Raw genomic sequence first — 15,919 nt, forward strand, 5'->3', positions numbered from 1 at the left:
GCTAAAAGAGCAATAAATGAATAAAGCGTTAGTATTGTCCCTGATTTCAATTGCCGGCATGTCTCCGGCTTCACAAGCCTCTCAGGTTCTTAACGGCTACTGGGCGTATCAAGAATTCTTAAATGAATTCCCAGAACAGAAACACTTAACGGATGCTCTGGCTGCGGCTGTGAGAGACGATCCTGTACCTATTACCCCTGAAAAAAGACACCCATTAAAAATCTCCGTTGTTTATCCAGGGCAGCAGATTTCCGATTACTGGATAAGAAACATCGACGCGTTTGAGAAGCGCTTAGATAAACTCAATATTGATTACCAAATCAATCAAGTGTTTACGCGACCAAACGCCGATATCAAACAACAAAGCCTTTCTTTGATGGAAGCACTGAAAAGCAATTCCGACTACTTAATTTTTACACTCGATACGACCCGACATCGTAAGTTTGTCGAACACGTTTTAGATTCCACCAAAACCAAACTTATCCTGCAAAATATCACGACGCCAGTCCGTGAATGGGAAACTCGACAGCCTTTTATGTACGTCGGTTTCGATCACGCTGAAGGCAGTCGCGAACTCGCTGTGGAGTTTGGCAAGCAGTTCCCGAAAAATACCCATTACAGCGTTTTGTACTTCTCTGAAGGCTACATTAGCGATATCCGTGGTAACACATTCATTCACCAAGTGAACCAAGACAGTCAGTTTGAACTACAATCTGCTTACTATACAAAAGCGACAAAACAGTCCGGGTATGAAGCTGCAAAAGCGAGCTTGAAAAAGTACCCAGATGTCGAGTTCATTTATGCTTGTTCTACCGACGTTGCGTTAGGTGCCGTCGAAGCACTGTCTGAACTTGGCCGTGAAGACGTTATGATTAATGGCTGGGGCGGTGGTTCTGCTGAGCTAGACGCTATCTTAAAAGGGGAGTTAGATATCACCGTCATGCGTATGAATGATGATACTGGCATTGCTATGGCAGAGGCGATTAAATGGGATTTGGAAGGTAAACCTGTACCAACGGTGTACTCTGGGGACTTCGAAGTTGTGACCAAATCAGATTCCCCTGAGCGAATTGAAGCTCTCAGAAAACGTGCATTTAGATACTCAGACAATTGATGACAATTACATCAAAGCTAAAAAAGCGTCGCTCGCTGTCGACGCTTATAACTAAAATTATTATTCTCGTTCTTGCTCCGATCATTTTAGGCATTTTCGTTCAGAGTTATTACTTCTCCAAACAGATCATTTGGCAGGAGGTCGACCGAACCAAGCAGCAAACGTCTGCGTTGATTCTGAATATTTTTGAAAGTCATTTTGCAGCGATTCAGATCCATCACGACAGCAATTCGAAAAGTGATGTGATTTTGGATTTTTACTCGGAGCGAAATGAAGAAGCCTTAAATTACTTCTTTCTCAGCATTGATCAGAGTGATCCTTCGCACACACCTGAATTTCGTTTTCTCACCGACCATCAAGGTATTATTTGGGACGATGGGAACGCGCATTTTTATGGTATCAACGATTCAATGCTGGACGGCCTGACTAGCAAAGTTACGTTCAGTAATAATTGGTATTACGTCACATCAATCACGTCAATGGGTGCTCGTCACTTGTTGCTACGCCGTGTTCCTGTGTTAGAGCCGAAAACGGGCGAAGTGATGGGGTATTCGTACAACGCGGTCGTCTTGGATAATAACTTCGCCTTGATGGAAAAGTTAAAAAACGAAGGCAACGTCGACAATGTTGTGCTGGTGGCGAACGACATTCCTGTAGCAAGTTCACTGGCGGGGGATGAGTCATACAAAATCTTCGATGTGTTGAAACGCAAAGAGACCCAGAAGAAGTTAGATCAGTTGTTGATCATCCAAACACCGATTGAAGTGAACGCGGCCATCACCAACTTGAAGTTACTTACCGTGCAAGACAACCAGAGTGTTGTTACGCTGCAAATTCAACACTTTTTGGCGATGTTAGCATCTGTTATTGGCATGATTATGATTGCGCTGATGACCAAAGAGTGGATTGAAAACCGAGTTGTGGAAGAGCTGGGTTCGCTCATGTCTTACACGCGTTCTGCTCGGGAAGAAAAAGGCTTTGAGCGTTTTGGTGGGTCGGATATTGAAGAGTTTGACCACATTGGTTCGACGCTGGAAAGCACGTTTGAAGAATTAGAAGCTCAAAAGCGATCGTTTCGAGACCTGTTTAACTTCGCGTTATCGCCAATCATGGTGTGGTCAGAAGCGGGCGTGCTGATCCAAATCAACCCCGCAGCTCGCAAAGAACTGGTTATCGAAAATGACATCGAAACCATGCATCCTGTATTTAAAGGATTCAAAGACAAACTGGTACCACATTTAAGAATGGCAGCGCAGGGCGCGACACTGACGGGAGTGAACGTGCCTATTGGTGATAAAGTCTTTCGTTGGAACTTATCGCCAATTCGCGTCGATGGTGATATCAGCGGCATCATTGTTCAAGGGCAAGATATTACAACGCTGATCGAAGCAGAAAAGCAAAGTAACTTAGCACGCAGAGAAGCCGAAAAATCCGCGCAAGCGCGAGCTGACTTCTTGGCTAAAATGAGCCATGAAATTCGCACACCAATTAATGGTATTTTGGGTGTTGCGCAGCTACTCAAAGATTCCGTGGAAGCGGAAGAGCAGAAGAATCAAATCGATGTTCTTCGCCACAGTGGTGAGCACTTACTTGCTGTATTGAATGATATTTTGGATTTCTCAAAGATTGAACAAGGCAAGTTCAATATCCAAAAACATCCTTTCTCCTTCGCTGATACCATGCGAACGCTAGAAAACATCTATCGCCCTATTTGTGAAAACAAAGGGGTTGAACTTGTCATTGAAAACCGGCTTGATGGCAATGTAGAGATTTTCACCGACCAAGTTCGTCTGAATCAAATTCTGTTTAATTTAGTCAGTAACGCGGTGAAGTTCACGCCATCGGGCTGCGTGCGTTTACATGCCGAGTTAGAGCAGTTTTATGGCGCAGACAATAGTGTGCTAGTGGTTGAAATCAGCGATACGGGTATCGGTATTGAGTCCGACAAGTTGGATGAAATGTTCGAACCTTTTGTTCAAGAAGAAGCGACCACAACTCGCGAATACGGTGGCAGTGGCCTTGGTTTGACCATCGTGAAAAACTTGGTCGATATGCTCGACGGGGATGTACAAGTTCGCAGTCAAAAAGGGCAAGGAACCACATTTGTTGTTACGCTGCCAGTAAAAGATCGTGAGCGAGTTCTGGCTCCGTTGGATTCGAGCCAACGCGTAAAACCTGCAGAGTTGTTTGATGAAAGTCTGAAAGTGTTGCTGGTGGAAGATAACCATACTAACGCCTTTATTCTTAAAGCGTTTTGTACCAAATACAAGATGCAGGTTGATTGGGCGAAGGATGGGCTAGAAGCCATGGAGTTCTTAAAAGATCACTCTTATGATTTGATTTTGATGGATAACCAACTTCCGCATCTTGGTGGCATCGAAACCACGAAAGAGATTCGTCAAAACTTGAAATTGGGGACGCCAATTTACGCCTGCACCGCCGACACTGCGCAAGAAACCAGTGATGCATTTATGGAAGCAGGCGCGAACTATGTTTTGCTGAAACCCATTAAAGAAAATGTACTCCACGAGGCTTTTGTTGACTTCAAGCAGCGCTTCTTGATTGAACGGACATAGTCTGCTGCCACATTTACGGTAGTTTCTTTGTTTACCTAGCCCAACTTAGCTTTTCTGAGTTGGGCTTTTTCTTTCCTGCAATCTGAAGATCTTAATTCTTCGCAACCTTTTAAATGCGCAAAAATTCATTGTGATTTAAATCACAAAAATATTTACTTAGCGTGCTAACTAAATTATATTACTTAGCACGCTAAGTAATAGAGTGCATCTTATGATTCAAGACATCAACATTTTGAGAGATCTGTCCCTTGCCGAAAAACTGTCTCGTGTCGCTCGTTTATGGAAGATGGTTGCCGACCGTGAGCTCGAACCGCTAAACCTAACTTACCCGCGCTGGACGGCGCTTTGGAAGCTGTATCGAATGGGCGACAACATCAGTCAAAAGCAACTTGCTGAAGCGCTTGAGATTGAGCTTGCCTCGTTGATGCGCACGCTAAAACTACTCGAAGAGCAATCGCTCGTTACGCGACGTTGTTGTGAGCATGACAAGCGAGCACGAATTGTCAGCTTAACGGACGAAGGCAAAGAGCTGTTGATACAAATGGAAGAACGCATCTTGCAGGTTCGTCGAAAACTGCTCTCAGAAATCAATGACCAAGAGCTAAAGAAATTGGGCTTGATCCTAGAGCAAATTGCTCACAATGCGCTCGATTCACTTGGCGAATAAAGTCAGAAATCCTAATAAAAAAGAGAAGTAAACGCCTATGACTCCAGACCAAAAGTTCGCGCGTTGGATCAAATATTCTTGCGTCGCGTTTGTCCTTGTCTTTGCCTATTTTCTTGTTGCTGATTTAGCAATGCCGTTAACTCCTCAGGCGATGGCTACCCGAGTGGTAACTAAGGTCGCCCCCCGTGTTAATGGACAAATCACCCATCTTTATGTGGCAAATAACCAAGACATTCAAAAAGGCGACTTGTTGTTCCAAATCGATCCGCAGCCATACAAGTTAGCGGTAGAAAAAGCGCAATTAAACTTACAACAAGTGATCCAAAACAATGAGCAGTTGGATGCCTCTATCACGGCAGCCAAAGCGGATGTGGAAGCGAGTAAAATCGTCGCTGAGCAAAAAATCCGTGAAGCCAATCGACTGAATACATTGTTCAGCCGAAACGGTACGTCTCAACAACAACGTGATGATGCGCAGAGTAGTGCAACAGCGGCAAAAGCGAATTTGCTAGCAGCAAAAGCCCGCCTGAAAGAGCTAGAAGTAAGCCGCGGCGAGCTCGGCGAAGCTAACGTCAACGTGCGTGTTGCTCAGAACCAGCTAAAACAAGCTGAGCTTAACCTTTCTTACACTCAAGTGAGTGCCGAGCACGATGGTGTTATCACGAACTTGCAGTTAGAGACAGGTGCTTACGCCGCTGCGGGGACGCCACTTATCGCACTGGTTTCGGATCAAGTTGATATTATTGCGGACTTTCGCGAGAAAAGTTTGCGTCATTTTAACCGTGATAGTCGAGCACTGGTGGCCTTTGATAGTTTGCCAGGAGAGGTTTTTGAAGCCCGCATTACCAGCTTGGATGCCGGGGTAAGCTCGGGTCAATTTGATGCAGACGGCCGCCTCGCGACACCAACAGATTCCAACCGCTGGGTGAGGGATGCTCAGCGTTTGAGATTGCATTTGTCTATCAACGAACAGCCACAAGCTTTCCCGGCGGGTGCTCGTGCGACGGTACAACTATTGCCTGATAGCACGATTTCAGGTTGGCTGGCTCGTCTGCAAATTCGTTTTTTGAGCACTTTGCATTACATCTATTAATTGGGAGGTGGTATGAAATTATGGGACCACCCCATGTCTGAGAACGATTTCAGACAATGCCTACGCATAGCAACTGGCGCAACCACCGGCTTTACACTGTGTAAGCTGTTTGGCTGGAACTACGGTGTGTTTTTCACCGTAACACCCATGCTTTTGCTCGGTATGGTACCAGTAGTGAACTTGCATGCATCAAGACAGTTAATCTTCTCCGCTGTTGTTTGTGGGCTAGAGGTTGGCATTTTGGGGGGCTTGTTTGGTAGCCATCCGGTGTTGATGACCTTGATTGCGTTCGGCTTGTTTCTTTACAAGTTTGCTTGTATGTCAAAAGGGAGTTTGTTTCTATTTGGCGCGAACAGTGTGCTTAGCTTGAGTATCATGCTGCACTTTGCTAGTTACCCGACAACGGATCTGAATGATCTTATTTTTAGTAACTTACAGGCGAACGTTTTGTCCATCATTGTGGCGTATTTGGTGACGTTTTTGATTCCAGATTCGGAACCTCGTCAACCGCTGCCAAAGCCTTCACAAGCCAAACAAAGCCATCGGATGCGACATGAGGCTCTTATGGGGGCGAGTATTGCAACCATGTCCTTTTTGGTGTTTCAGATCTTTGATTTGAACGATTCCATGTCAGCGCAGGCGACAACCTTGTTGCTCCTGTTTCCAATGCACTGGAATGGCGCCTTAGGTTACGCTCGTAAACGGGCGATGGGCACATTGCTAGGCGTGACCTTTGGTATCGTCGGGCAGCTCATTTTGTATGATTGGTCAGATACTTTGCTGTTTATTGTGCCGTTACTTTGGATTGGCGCGATGATCTTCAGTTACATGCATGTGAAAGAATCCAGTGGTTCAGGTGCAGGCTTTGGCGGCCTCACTACTTTAGGGATCTTATTTGGACAGTATCTCACCCCCGATGGTGATCTGATCTTTAGTGCTTTGTATCGAGTCAGCAGCATACTGTTTGCCATCGTGGTCACTTTGCTTGTTACTTATGCCGTACATCGGTTACTCAACAGTTTTGCCGCGACGCGCTTTAGCCAATCATAGCCTTGATGCGTCTCAGTTCACTAAATCATACGTTGCTGGTCAGAAAGGACTGTTCCAGCAACTTGGTTTTCAAATCTTCAGTCATAGTAATGGGTTGCTCGAATCGAATGCCTATCACCCAGCCTTTGGGTTGCTTCTTTATATTGGCGATCAAGCAAGGATTTTCCTCTCCTATATGAATGCTAAGAGGTGATACCACCGAAACTCGGTCTCCAACCTTAAACTCAGGTTCAATAAAGGTCTGAACACCGACGCCTGCCAGTGAAAAATCAACCAAACTGCCGTCATAAATATTGCCGCTGTGATCGATGGTACAGTCCATTTGTAGCTTGTAACGCTCGTGCTCTCTAACAGGCTTAGTTGCGAACGTACCGGGTATGCGAATAAAGAGCAGAGGGGAAGGACGAACGGCTGTCATTAGTACACTGGATTTAAAAGCCAACACGTGACCAAGCTCAGTGTCGGAAACGCCGCGCACAATCACATCGGCGTTATGCAGTTTTCTCATCACTTGATCTTCGAGCAATCGCATCGGAATATCGAGGATCAAATAAGAATTTTCTTTTATTCCTAAATAAACGGTTGAGTAGCTGAATTTATCTTTTGGTCCAAATTCGAAGTTAATCGAGAGTTTCATCCCTGGTTTGAGGAATTTATGCAGTACATCTTTCGTATGAGTTGCTGGCATAAGATCTGAGGTTCCAATTTCTGATTGAAAAGAGGCTACCAAAACGCCGTTTTACTCATCAAGTGTGGTTTATAAAAGTTTTTGTCAATTAATCGCTATCTGTGAAGTGGTGGGCGATAAGTTTGAGTAAGTTCATGCTTCATAAAGATTTGGCTGGCGACCACGCTACCGCAAGTCACCAGAATTAACGCGATCCAAGTTAGCGAATCCGGTTGTTCGCCAAAGATTGGAACGGCAAGCAACGTTGCGACAACGGGAGTGAGAGACCCAAATGCGGCGCTGGCTTCGGCGCCAATGATTTTTATGGCATAGATAAACGTAAACGATGCGATAAGCCCTGCGCCGACACCTTGTAACATTGCATGGCTAAACAGCTCCTTCCAAGGCCAATTGGAGATAGGCGTTACCGCTAAATAACTGTCTATCCAACCGAACCCGACTGCGATGATAAGCATAAGTAACGAGACGATGGCGACAAAACCCGCGCATACATAAGCGTTGAGGTTAGCTACGCGTGCACTGATAGTAAAAACCGCCCACATCAAGCTGCCAACTAAAAACATCGCGTGCCCTTGAAGTTGAGACCAGTTGTATTCCTCCCCGATATTAGATAGCAGAAACACAAAAATACCCAGCAGTACGGTGGAAAGACCAATAATGCGGTGATGACTCAGCGATTGTTGATAGAACAAGACTGCAATGGCAGAAACAAACAATGGTAACGTGCCAGGTATTAAGGCGCTACCATGCGCGACGGGAGCGAAATGCATGGCAGTGCCCGCTACAAGTAAATAAGGTAAACCGCTACCCAAGACAATACCAGTAAGGTATTTGTTGGGAACGGCTTTTAGGGCGGCTTTATGTTTCATTACAAAAGGCAACAAGATTAGGCTAGGAACGAGAAAGCGCACCAAAGCAATATCAGCAGGTTGTAGTGCCGAAATTGCCCCACCTTTGAGCGAAATGAAAAAACCAGACCAAAGCAGTACGGTCACTAAAATTGCAGCGTATCCCAAAATCATCGTTGTCGCGTCCATGTGTAAAGTTCGCTGTAATTATTGAACGAAACTGACGCATCATGTTGGCAAGATGTGACGTACTTTGTTTCAGTATTGGTGTTAAACTGCGTTTAATTAATTAAATTTAGTGATTTTTGGCAAAGGGAGTTGGCATGGACAAAATTGATAGGCAGTTACTTCATCTCATACAGAAAGACGCCACATTAACGACAGCGGAGCTTGCTGACCAAGTAGGGCTATCTGCTTCACCATGTGCGAGGCGCTTAAAACGTCTTGAACAAGAGGGGGTTATCAGCGGATATCGAGCAATGATCTCACGTGGCGCAGTAGGTATTGCGATGACGGTGTTCGTTGAAGTGAGTTTGAATAACCACCAAGCGTCGTCAATCGATGAGTTTGAAACCGCAATCGTCGATATGGATGAGGTGATTTCTTGTCACGTCGTATCTGGCGCTTACGATTATTTATTGGAAGTGGTCAGTAAAGATCTTCCCGGATACGAAAGCTTCACGAGAAAGTTGCAAAGGTTAGAAAACGTCAAAGACATCCACACACACCTTGCTATTCGGCAGGTAAAAGGAAATGGCTGTTTACCCATTTAATTTGATCATTGTGCCTGTAGTGAGCAAGAGGGGAGATGAATGAAGTGGCTCGATAGATTGAAGATTGCCAACTACCACCGCAAGCGTTGTAAACAATTCGGTAATGATAAAGCGCGTACGCTGGGTTGGCAGGACGAATATAGCCAAATCAGCCGATTTGAAGCGCTGACTCGTAGCCTTTGTTTAGAGGCAGTTAGTATTCTCGATATTGGCTGTGGCTTTGGTGATCTGCTTGAATATATTGAGAGCCAGAATCAATATCCAGCGCGCTATGTCGGCATTGATCTGCAGAAGCAGTTCATCACAAAGGCCAGAAAGAAAGCCTTTAAAACGCCTGTTAATTTCATTTGTGGCGACTTTTCTAAGCTTGTTCTTCCTCAAAGTGATTATGTGTTCGCGTCAGGTTCATTAAACTACAAATCGAGCAATGCCAATCATACGATTGAAATGATTGAGAAGATGTATCGAGCGGCTCGAATAGGCTGTGTGTTTAACTTACTCGATGAAGAAAAGCTGCCGAGCATGAGAATTCTAGAATCGCATAACAAAGTGGGGGTGTTGCGCTATTGCCGATGGCTATGCCCAGATGCACAATTAATCGAGGGGTACTCCGACCACGACTTCACGATTATCATGATCAAAAAAGCGGAGCCAGTTTCCTAACTCCGCTTCATAAACTTTTAAGCCTTATTGGTGTTTGTACTGTGAGATCTTACAGTCACCAGTTTGTCTATCAACCTTAAATGAGAACGCGGCTGAATGGTATTCCCTTCCATCACTCCAAATTGTTTCTCCGAAGATTTTACATAGGTCCAAATCGCTAATTGAACCGAACTCTTTTACGTGCCTAACTACTGACAAAAACTTGGCTTTGGTAGCATTAGGACAATCCCTGTTACTTAATCGATTGATAACCATTTTTGTAGCATCATCTCCAGCCAAATGTGACTTTTTATTAAATTTTGTTAATGGGTAAATTAACCAAAAAATGCGCGTAAGTAAAGCATTATTGTGACGTATGTCTCTATAAAATAGCTGGTTTGGTTATTGGTTAATCAATTTTATTAAGGGGAACAGTCCCATTTTGTAACAGTTTAATGGCGAGAGCCTTGGGCGTATTTTAATGCACTCGCTTCTTTGTCATAAAGATGGGCTAATCCCAGAAATTGCGAGGAGAGGGTCGTATAGTCTTTAGCCAGTTGTTGAGCGTTTTCTCGATACCATTCTGCACTGATTTGGTTCGCTGTTTCATTATTATGTCTGCAACTTTGAGCGAGCTTTTCCCAGCCATTCGCTGCCCACTGCGACTCGGTACTAAGCTTGATAAGCTCATTTGCTTTTTGCGTTAACTCTTCTTTGTACTGAACCGAGGCTTTTAGCTGATTTTGGAACAGGTTTTGATTGTACTTAGCGCGCCATAACAAACTGAGTTCATCTGTGGAAAAAGTTTGCGAAAGCAGTTGGCGCTGCTTGTGTTCACTTAACAAGGTATTGAACACCTTAACATGCTGATTGTAGTTGGACTCTAAACGGTTGAATTGGGTAAGATTGTCATCCCAAGAAGATGGATTACATTGAACATTGGCGAACCCTAGCAAAGGGAACAAGATAAGTATCAGCATCCAGTAGTGTTTGTTGATCATGATTGCTCACGTAAGTTAACCGTCTCTAAACAGTATAGATGGCGAGATAAGCACAAAGAATAAAAAGGAAAAGAACATGAAAAAAGTTCTCATCGCAGTGTTGATTCTTCTGCTGCTGGGTGGCGCGGGTGCTGGTTACTATTTCTTTTTTATGCAAAAAGACGAACCTGAAAAGCCTGTTGCGGCTAAAACGGAAAAGGCGCCTGTAGATAAAGGGGATGCCTCCAAACCCATCATGGATTTAGAAGCGCCAGCTCCTGAAATCACGGAATATTACGTTATCGAGCGTCGCGTTAACGTTTACAACAAGCCTGATGATAAGTCTTTGATAGTTGATGCACTTTACAAAGGCGAAAAAGTGTCTGTGCTGGAAAAGGTCGAGGGTTGGTTTCGTCTATCTGACTACATCGTTTACGAAGATGGTGGAGAAGAGACTGCGGAATGGGTCAACTCGAAAGGTCTCTCTGACGCTGAGCCAGTCATCAAAGAGCAAGAGCGATTAGAGATCTTGGATGGTTATCTGCAAAAGTCAGACGACTTGAAGGAGCATTTAGATATGTTCCGAAACAAAACCCAGCAATTGCTGAAAGATGAAACGTGTGATCCTAGTGATTTTGAAGAGCTCGGTGGTTGGGTTCGTTCTGTGACGTTCAAAAAGCGCAATGTTTACTTCATCTATTGCGGCGGTTTGGAGCAAGAGAACAAGATCTACTTAGATGTTGATAAGGGTGAGCTCTTTTATCGGTAACTTACAACCGATTACATTGGTTCTCTAAAGACGTTTTGATAAAAGCAATGACGATACAAACCTGAAATCAGAGATTTATAACTTTTTAGTTGTGAACCATAATCAATAGGAATACTATCATTGAGCCAAGTGACCTAACTTGGCTCTTTGTGTTTTTAGTGAGTTCCTATGCCTTGGATTTACCTTAGAAAATTGATTTTGCTGCTATTTGCAATGGTATTGCTACCAGTGCATGTATCTGCTGCGCAAATCGATCACAAGGCTCACGTACCGCACTTTTCTAAGCTACAACCTTTTGTAGCTGCAAGTGTATCGCCAAACTCTTCCGTCGATTTCTCTGAAGTTTCAGAAGAAAGTTCTCAATCTCCAGTATCTGAAGGCCATGCAAGTCTTGATTCCGTTGCTTTGTTTAACTCTCAACGCTGGACGTCTTACTTACGAGAAGGGCTTGATGACGAGCACGTAGATTTTGTCGGCGATCTCACGACTCCGTTTTACGCTGATGCGGGTTACGCATACAGCTTGATGGACATTAACTGGCGTCACAACCAGTCCACATTTTATCATTTCACAAGCGATCATCGCATTTCTGGTTGGAAAGAGACCAATGCCATGTACGTCGCACTCAATAGTCAGTTCTCTGCCTAAACACCATCTATTTGCACCATTGTGCACTCTTAACACGACGATTGTATTCGACAGGGCGCGAGCGTTCTGAGCATTTCATACCCTGAATTTATTCTGGGAGCATCTGTCGTGTGTTAAGCCTTGTTATTAAAAGCTTCACCTCATCGTGAAGGGATGATGTTTACATGAAAAAAACACCAAAGCAGCAAAAGAACAGAAAGCTGATGAATCACTACTCAGCTTGGAAATATGTCGTATTAATCACGACGGTCATTATCTTAACCTTAAGTGCGATCCCAACTTGGTTTGGCGAACAGCCTTCTATCCAGTTGACGTTTGCGGATCAAAACAACAGTGAAATGTCGGTTGTTCATCTGAATCAACTGCTAAAAACCAACCATATTTCAGCCGACAAAATCATCGAAAAAGACGGCAAAACAACCATTGTATTCGATGGTGAAGATGCGCAAAGTAAAGCTCGTGCGTTGTTAAACAAAGAGCTAAATAAAGACGACAGCATCACTTTCTCATACGTATCGGTTGCGCCAGAATGGTTGAATGAGATGGGCTTTAGCCCAATTAAACTCGGTCTTGACCTTCGTGGTGGCGTTCAGTTCTTGTTGAATGTTGATGTGAATAAAGCGTTTGAAGAGCAACGTGATGCGTTGATTGATGAAATCAAAGCGAATCTACGTGATCAGCGTGTTCGTGGTGTGCAAGTTCGAGCAGAAAGCGGCAACCGAATTACGGTAAACAGTGACAGCGAGCAAGCATTGTCGGAAGTGAACAAGTTCTTGCGTCAAAACTACCCTGGCTGGATTTCAAAAAGTTCATCTCGTGGCTTTGTGCTTGAACCGAGTGAACAAAATATCCAAGAATTTCAATCGTCGACTCTTCAACAAAACCTGAAGATCATGCGTGGTCGTATTGAAGAACTTGGTATCACAGAAGCACTAGTGCAACGCCAAGGTAAAGAGAGCATTCGAATTGAACTCCCTGGTGTACAAGATCCTGCTCAAGCGAAAAACGTTATTGGTGCAACAGCAAGCTTGGCGTTTTATGAAGTGAAAGATGCGAGCCAAGCACACAGCAGCCAAGATCTTGTTCTTCAAGACAATGACGGTCGTACGGTGATTTTGGCAAAACGACCAGTCCTAACGGGTGAGCATATCGTAAACGCTCGTGCTGGTGTCGACAAAATGGGTATGTCAGAAGTAAATATTTCTCTTGACCACGCTGGTGGTAAGAAAATGAGCGACTTCTCAGCAACTCACATCGGCAAGCCAATGGCGACCGTTTACCGAGAGTACAAGACAAACGATCGCGGTGTAACCGAGCGTAGTGAGCGCGTTATCAGCGTCGCGACTATTCAATCTCAACTTGGTAGCCAGTTCCGTATTACCGGAGCAGGTAGCATGGACGATGCGCAGCAGTTAGCGCTATTGCTTCGTGCGGGTTCACTAACCGCGCCGGTTACTATTGTGGAAGAGCGTACTATCGGTGCTTCTCTGGGTGCGGAAAACATTGAAAACGGTTTTGCAGCACTGGCTTTGGGTATGGGTTTAACACTGACCTTTATGGCACTTTGGTACCGCCGATTAGGTTGGGTAGCAAACGTGGCGCTTTGTGCCAACATGCTTTGTTTGCTTGGCCTAATTGCTTTGTTACCAGGCGCTGTGTTAACACTTCCTGGCATTGCAGGTTTAGTGTTAACCGTCGGTATGGCAGTGGACACCAACGTTATTATTTTCGAACGTATTAAGGACAAAATGCGTGAAGGCCGCAGCTTCGCTCAAGCGATTGATCTGGGCTTTGACAGCGCGTTCTCGACCATCCTTGATGCCAACATTACTACTATGATCACCGCCGTGATTTTGTACGCCATCGGTAATGGCCCAATCCAAGGCTTTGCCTTAACACTCGGATTAGGTTTGTTAACCAGTATGTTTACAGGCGTATTTGCCTCTCGAGCAATGATCAATTTAATTTGGGGCCGCGATGCCCGTCGTGATGTGAGGGTTTAATCATGGTCGAAATGCTAAAACAAAATATTCGTAAAATTCGCTACTTTACTACGCTAGTTTCCATCATTTTGACGGTGATCGCGTTAGTCGCTCTAGGCTTTAAAGGGTTGAACCTCGGCTTGGATTTCACTGGTGGTATGGTGACAGAAGTAAAGGTAGATAAGCAGCTAACTAACCATGATCTGCTTGACGTACTGCAACCAAAACTTGGTGAGTCAACGTCAGTAACACGTTCTGGTGAAGATGGCCGTTGGGTGATCCGTTACTCTGCGCCGGAAGAAGGGCAGACATTACCAAGCGTGGCAGATGTACTTAAGCCAATCTCTCACCAAGTTGATGTTGTCAGCAACAGTATTGTTGGCGCTCAAGTTGGCCAAGACTTGTTTGAACAAGGTGGCTTAGCACTGTTGATTTGTGTGTTGAGTATTCTTGGTTACTTGTGTTTCCGTTTTGAGTGGCGTTTAGCAAGCGGTTCACTGTTTGCTTTGGCCCATGATGTGATCTTAGTGCTTGGCTTCTTTGCAATTACTCAAATGGAGTTCAACTTAACCGTTTTTGCTGCTGTGCTGGCGATTTTAGGTTACTCATTGAATGACTCGATCATCATTGCAGACCGAATCCGTGAGCTGTTGATTGCGAAGCAGAGTTGGAAAACAGAAGACATCAATGACCAAGCTGTTATCGCGACGTTTTCACGCACCATGGTGACATCTGGTACAACACTGATCACCGTTGGAGCATTGTGGATTATGGGAGGAGCGCCTTTGGCTGGTTTCTCAACCGCGATGTTTATTGGCGTTCTGTCTGGTACATGGTCATCGATTTCGATTGGTACCGTGCTGCCAGAGTGGTTGAAACTGGAGCCGAAACATTATCTGCCTGTTGAGATCGACGCTGCGCCATAGCATCGTTCTTTTAAGGTAAAAGTGCTTGCGCCACTCATTTTGAGTGGCGCTTTTTTTGTGCTTATTTCACGCGCATCAGGCGATGTTTTACCCGTCCCAAATCGAACTCTAAGATCTGTGAGCGCTTCATTGCTTCGACTTTATTCAACATCGACTCTTGGTAGCCTTTTTTCTTCATCCACTGAAGAGGTTCAGAGAAAGCATCTTCATTAACGACATAAGACTCGCCTTTATGCTCTCCTGCATAGACGTTCACAACCCAAATTCGGGCCTGAAAATCTAGTACTTCACTCATCACTTGCGTGAACTTTTGAAAGAGGTTTTTCATTGCTTTTAGTTCCGCTCTAACTCACAAACAGCCAAATACCAACGCCCATCATCAACGTGCCTGCGAAACGGTTCATCAAACGTACATTTTTTGATTGGCCTAAAACACGTTTAAGCCCTTTACCGCCTGTCGCGTAAAGTGACATACAGATGAACTCGAACAGCAGAATGATCGAGACTAAAACCATGAGCTGTGGCGCCAAGGCTTTGCTTTGGTCGATGAATGGAGGCAAAAGCGAGATCATAAACGCCCAACCTTTAGGGTTCGCGATGGCGGTAACGAAGCCCTGCAGAACCAAATTCCAGTTACCTTTAGGTGGTGAAGTTGAGTTCTCCAAATTGATCGCGAGTTTGCCTCGAGATCGCCACATTTCGATACCTAAATAGAGCAAATACGCACCGCCGGCAAATTTGAGGACGGTAAATAGCCACGGATAATTGAGCATAACTGCGGCGATGCCGAGTACCGCAGAGACGGAAACCAGAGCTACCCCGGCTAACTCTCCAATCATCATCCACAGTGTCCGGCGATAGCCGACACTCATTCCCAATGTGAGTGCCAACGTCATGCACATTCCTGGAGTAATCGAGACGAAAAAGAAAGTGGGGATGAACATACTGAGCAATGCAAGATTCATATCTGTTGATGACTTAGTGATTAAAGAGAAGCCACAAAGATAGTGCAAAGCGGGAGAGGATGCTACTACAAAGCGAACGGTTGCTTTTTGTGTTAGTTAGCTGATGTTATTCGGATATTTAAAATTAAAATGAAATTATATTTTAATCTCTGCGTCATAATAGTGCGTATTGCACCAGTATGAGACAAACTCTTATAT

General features: G+C 44.6%; 17 protein-coding genes. 11 read left to right on the forward strand and 6 right to left on the reverse strand.

What is annotated here, in order from left to right; all coding sequences use genetic code 11:
• Window positions 1-16 precede the first annotated feature (16 nt).
• The 5 genes from BIW15_RS13705 (at window position 17) to BIW15_RS13725 (ending at window position 6,500) form a co-directional block, all read left to right on the forward strand.
• A complete protein-coding gene (locus BIW15_RS13705) occupies window positions 17-1,114 on the forward strand; it encodes an autoinducer 2-binding periplasmic protein LuxP (RefSeq protein ID WP_021484469.1) in 1,098 nt (365 codons plus the stop codon).
• The gene (gene luxQ, locus BIW15_RS13710; RefSeq protein WP_045626465.1) at window positions 1,114-3,690 is read left to right on the forward strand and encodes a quorum-sensing autoinducer 2 sensor kinase/phosphatase LuxQ; all 2,577 of its coding nucleotides are present in this window, start codon (window positions 1,114-1,116) and stop codon (window positions 3,688-3,690) included. The genes BIW15_RS13705 and luxQ overlap by 1 nt, the downstream gene beginning before the upstream one ends.
• Window positions 3,691-3,901: 211 nt before the next feature.
• Window positions 3,902-4,357 carry a MarR family transcriptional regulator gene (locus BIW15_RS13715; RefSeq protein WP_005477342.1) on the forward strand — a complete coding sequence of 152 codons (456 nt, stop codon included), beginning with the start codon at window positions 3,902-3,904 and terminating at the stop codon, window positions 4,355-4,357.
• Between the two features lie 37 nt (window positions 4,358-4,394).
• A complete protein-coding gene (locus BIW15_RS13720) occupies window positions 4,395-5,450 on the forward strand; it encodes an HlyD family secretion protein (RefSeq protein WP_045604125.1) in 1,056 nt (351 codons plus the stop codon).
• A gap of 12 nt (window positions 5,451-5,462) precedes the next feature.
• Window positions 5,463-6,500: a DUF2955 domain-containing protein gene (locus BIW15_RS13725; protein ID WP_077281172.1), complete on the forward strand. Its 1,038-nt coding sequence runs from the start codon at window positions 5,463-5,465 to the stop codon at window positions 6,498-6,500.
• A gap of 25 nt (window positions 6,501-6,525) precedes the next feature.
• Here BIW15_RS13725 and BIW15_RS13730 read toward each other — a convergent pair whose 3' ends face one another.
• Both BIW15_RS13730 and BIW15_RS13735 read right to left on the reverse strand, forming a co-directional pair.
• On the reverse strand, window positions 6,526-7,188 hold the full coding sequence (locus BIW15_RS13730; RefSeq protein WP_005499292.1) for a flagellar brake protein: 663 nt from the start codon (window positions 7,186-7,188) through the stop codon (window positions 6,526-6,528).
• 95 nt (window positions 7,189-7,283) lie between these two features.
• Window positions 7,284-8,210 carry a DMT family transporter gene (locus BIW15_RS13735; protein ID WP_179115289.1) on the reverse strand — a complete coding sequence of 309 codons (927 nt, stop codon included), beginning with the start codon at window positions 8,208-8,210 and terminating at the stop codon, window positions 7,284-7,286.
• A 149-nt stretch (window positions 8,211-8,359) separates the two neighbouring features.
• Between BIW15_RS13735 and BIW15_RS13740 the strand changes: the two genes are divergently transcribed.
• Window positions 8,360-8,809 carry an Lrp/AsnC family transcriptional regulator gene (locus BIW15_RS13740; RefSeq protein WP_005485150.1) on the forward strand — a complete coding sequence of 150 codons (450 nt, stop codon included), beginning with the start codon at window positions 8,360-8,362 and terminating at the stop codon, window positions 8,807-8,809.
• A gap of 39 nt (window positions 8,810-8,848) precedes the next feature.
• A complete protein-coding gene (locus BIW15_RS13745) occupies window positions 8,849-9,472 on the forward strand; it encodes a bifunctional 2-polyprenyl-6-hydroxyphenol methylase/3-demethylubiquinol 3-O-methyltransferase UbiG (protein WP_077281174.1) in 624 nt (207 codons plus the stop codon).
• Window positions 9,473-9,496: 24 nt separating this feature from the next.
• On the opposite strand, the gene BIW15_RS25425 is transcribed toward BIW15_RS13745, so the two are convergent.
• Together BIW15_RS25425 and BIW15_RS13755 are read right to left on the reverse strand one after the other, a co-directional pair.
• Window positions 9,497-9,727 (reverse strand): hypothetical protein, encoded by a 231-nt coding sequence (locus BIW15_RS25425; protein ID WP_025621960.1) that lies wholly within the window; start codon window positions 9,725-9,727, stop codon window positions 9,497-9,499.
• 176 nt (window positions 9,728-9,903) lie between these two features.
• Window positions 9,904-10,452: a hypothetical protein gene (locus BIW15_RS13755; protein ID WP_015313424.1), complete on the reverse strand. Its 549-nt coding sequence runs from the start codon at window positions 10,450-10,452 to the stop codon at window positions 9,904-9,906.
• A 76-nt stretch (window positions 10,453-10,528) separates the two neighbouring features.
• Between BIW15_RS13755 and BIW15_RS13760 the strand changes: the two genes are divergently transcribed.
• The 4 genes from BIW15_RS13760 (at window position 10,529) to secF (ending at window position 14,756) form a co-directional block, all read left to right on the forward strand.
• Window positions 10,529-11,200 carry an SH3 domain-containing protein gene (locus tag BIW15_RS13760; RefSeq protein ID WP_005477076.1) on the forward strand — a complete coding sequence of 224 codons (672 nt, stop codon included), beginning with the start codon at window positions 10,529-10,531 and terminating at the stop codon, window positions 11,198-11,200.
• Window positions 11,201-11,368: 168 nt separating this feature from the next.
• Entirely contained in the window at window positions 11,369-11,848 is a 480-nt protein-coding gene (locus tag BIW15_RS13765) for a hypothetical protein (RefSeq protein WP_005477272.1), read from the forward strand.
• Between the two features lie 164 nt (window positions 11,849-12,012).
• Window positions 12,013-13,851: a protein translocase subunit SecD gene (gene secD / locus BIW15_RS13770; protein WP_005373570.1), complete on the forward strand. Its 1,839-nt coding sequence runs from the start codon at window positions 12,013-12,015 to the stop codon at window positions 13,849-13,851.
• A 2-nt stretch (window positions 13,852-13,853) separates the two neighbouring features.
• Entirely contained in the window at window positions 13,854-14,756 is a 903-nt protein-coding gene (secF, locus tag BIW15_RS13775; RefSeq protein WP_005463489.1) for a protein translocase subunit SecF, read from the forward strand.
• Between the two features lie 61 nt (window positions 14,757-14,817).
• Here secF and BIW15_RS13780 read toward each other — a convergent pair whose 3' ends face one another.
• Entirely contained in the window at window positions 14,818-15,084 is a 267-nt protein-coding gene (locus tag BIW15_RS13780; RefSeq protein WP_005477321.1) for a hypothetical protein, read from the reverse strand.
• A 16-nt stretch (window positions 15,085-15,100) separates the two neighbouring features.
• Window positions 15,101-15,721, reverse strand: coding sequence for a LysE family translocator (locus BIW15_RS13785; protein WP_025526521.1), 621 nt, complete (start codon window positions 15,719-15,721; stop codon window positions 15,101-15,103).
• Window positions 15,722-15,919: the final 198 nt, after the last annotated feature.

The sequence above is a fragment of the Vibrio sp. SALL6 genome, assembly GCF_002002385.1.
Classification (GTDB): Bacteria; Pseudomonadota; Gammaproteobacteria; order Enterobacterales; family Vibrionaceae; genus Vibrio; species Vibrio parahaemolyticus.

Bases quoted from the DNA above. Each gene is read 5' to 3' on its own strand.
- BIW15_RS13760 (WP_005477076.1), top strand. From the start codon at position 10,529: ATGAAAAAAGTTCTCATCGCAGTGTTGATTCTTCTGCTGCTGGGTGGC.
- BIW15_RS13745 (WP_077281174.1), top strand. From the start codon at position 8,849: ATGAAGTGGCTCGATAGATTGAAGATTGCCAACTACCACCGCAAGCGT.
- BIW15_RS13735 (WP_179115289.1), bottom strand. From the start codon at position 8,210: ATGATTTTGGGATACGCTGCAATTTTAGTGACCGTACTGCTTTGGTCT.
- secF (WP_005463489.1), top strand. From the start codon at position 13,854: ATGGTCGAAATGCTAAAACAAAATATTCGTAAAATTCGCTACTTTACT.
- BIW15_RS13725 (WP_077281172.1), top strand. From the start codon at position 5,463: ATGAAATTATGGGACCACCCCATGTCTGAGAACGATTTCAGACAATGC.
- BIW15_RS13765 (WP_005477272.1), top strand. From the start codon at position 11,369: ATGCCTTGGATTTACCTTAGAAAATTGATTTTGCTGCTATTTGCAATG.
- BIW15_RS13720 (WP_045604125.1), top strand. From the start codon at position 4,395: ATGACTCCAGACCAAAAGTTCGCGCGTTGGATCAAATATTCTTGCGTC.
- secD (WP_005373570.1), top strand. From the start codon at position 12,013: ATGAAAAAAACACCAAAGCAGCAAAAGAACAGAAAGCTGATGAATCAC.
- BIW15_RS13755 (WP_015313424.1), bottom strand. From the start codon at position 10,452: ATGATCAACAAACACTACTGGATGCTGATACTTATCTTGTTCCCTTTG.
- BIW15_RS13785 (WP_025526521.1), bottom strand. From the start codon at position 15,721: ATGAATCTTGCATTGCTCAGTATGTTCATCCCCACTTTCTTTTTCGTC.
- BIW15_RS13780 (WP_005477321.1), bottom strand. From the start codon at position 15,084: ATGAAAAACCTCTTTCAAAAGTTCACGCAAGTGATGAGTGAAGTACTA.
- luxQ (WP_045626465.1), top strand. From the start codon at position 1,114: ATGACAATTACATCAAAGCTAAAAAAGCGTCGCTCGCTGTCGACGCTT.
- BIW15_RS25425 (WP_025621960.1), bottom strand. From the start codon at position 9,727: ATGGTTATCAATCGATTAAGTAACAGGGATTGTCCTAATGCTACCAAA.
- BIW15_RS13705 (WP_021484469.1), top strand. From the start codon at position 17: ATGAATAAAGCGTTAGTATTGTCCCTGATTTCAATTGCCGGCATGTCT.
- BIW15_RS13740 (WP_005485150.1), top strand. From the start codon at position 8,360: ATGGACAAAATTGATAGGCAGTTACTTCATCTCATACAGAAAGACGCC.
- BIW15_RS13730 (WP_005499292.1), bottom strand. From the start codon at position 7,188: ATGCCAGCAACTCATACGAAAGATGTACTGCATAAATTCCTCAAACCA.
- BIW15_RS13715 (WP_005477342.1), top strand. From the start codon at position 3,902: ATGATTCAAGACATCAACATTTTGAGAGATCTGTCCCTTGCCGAAAAA.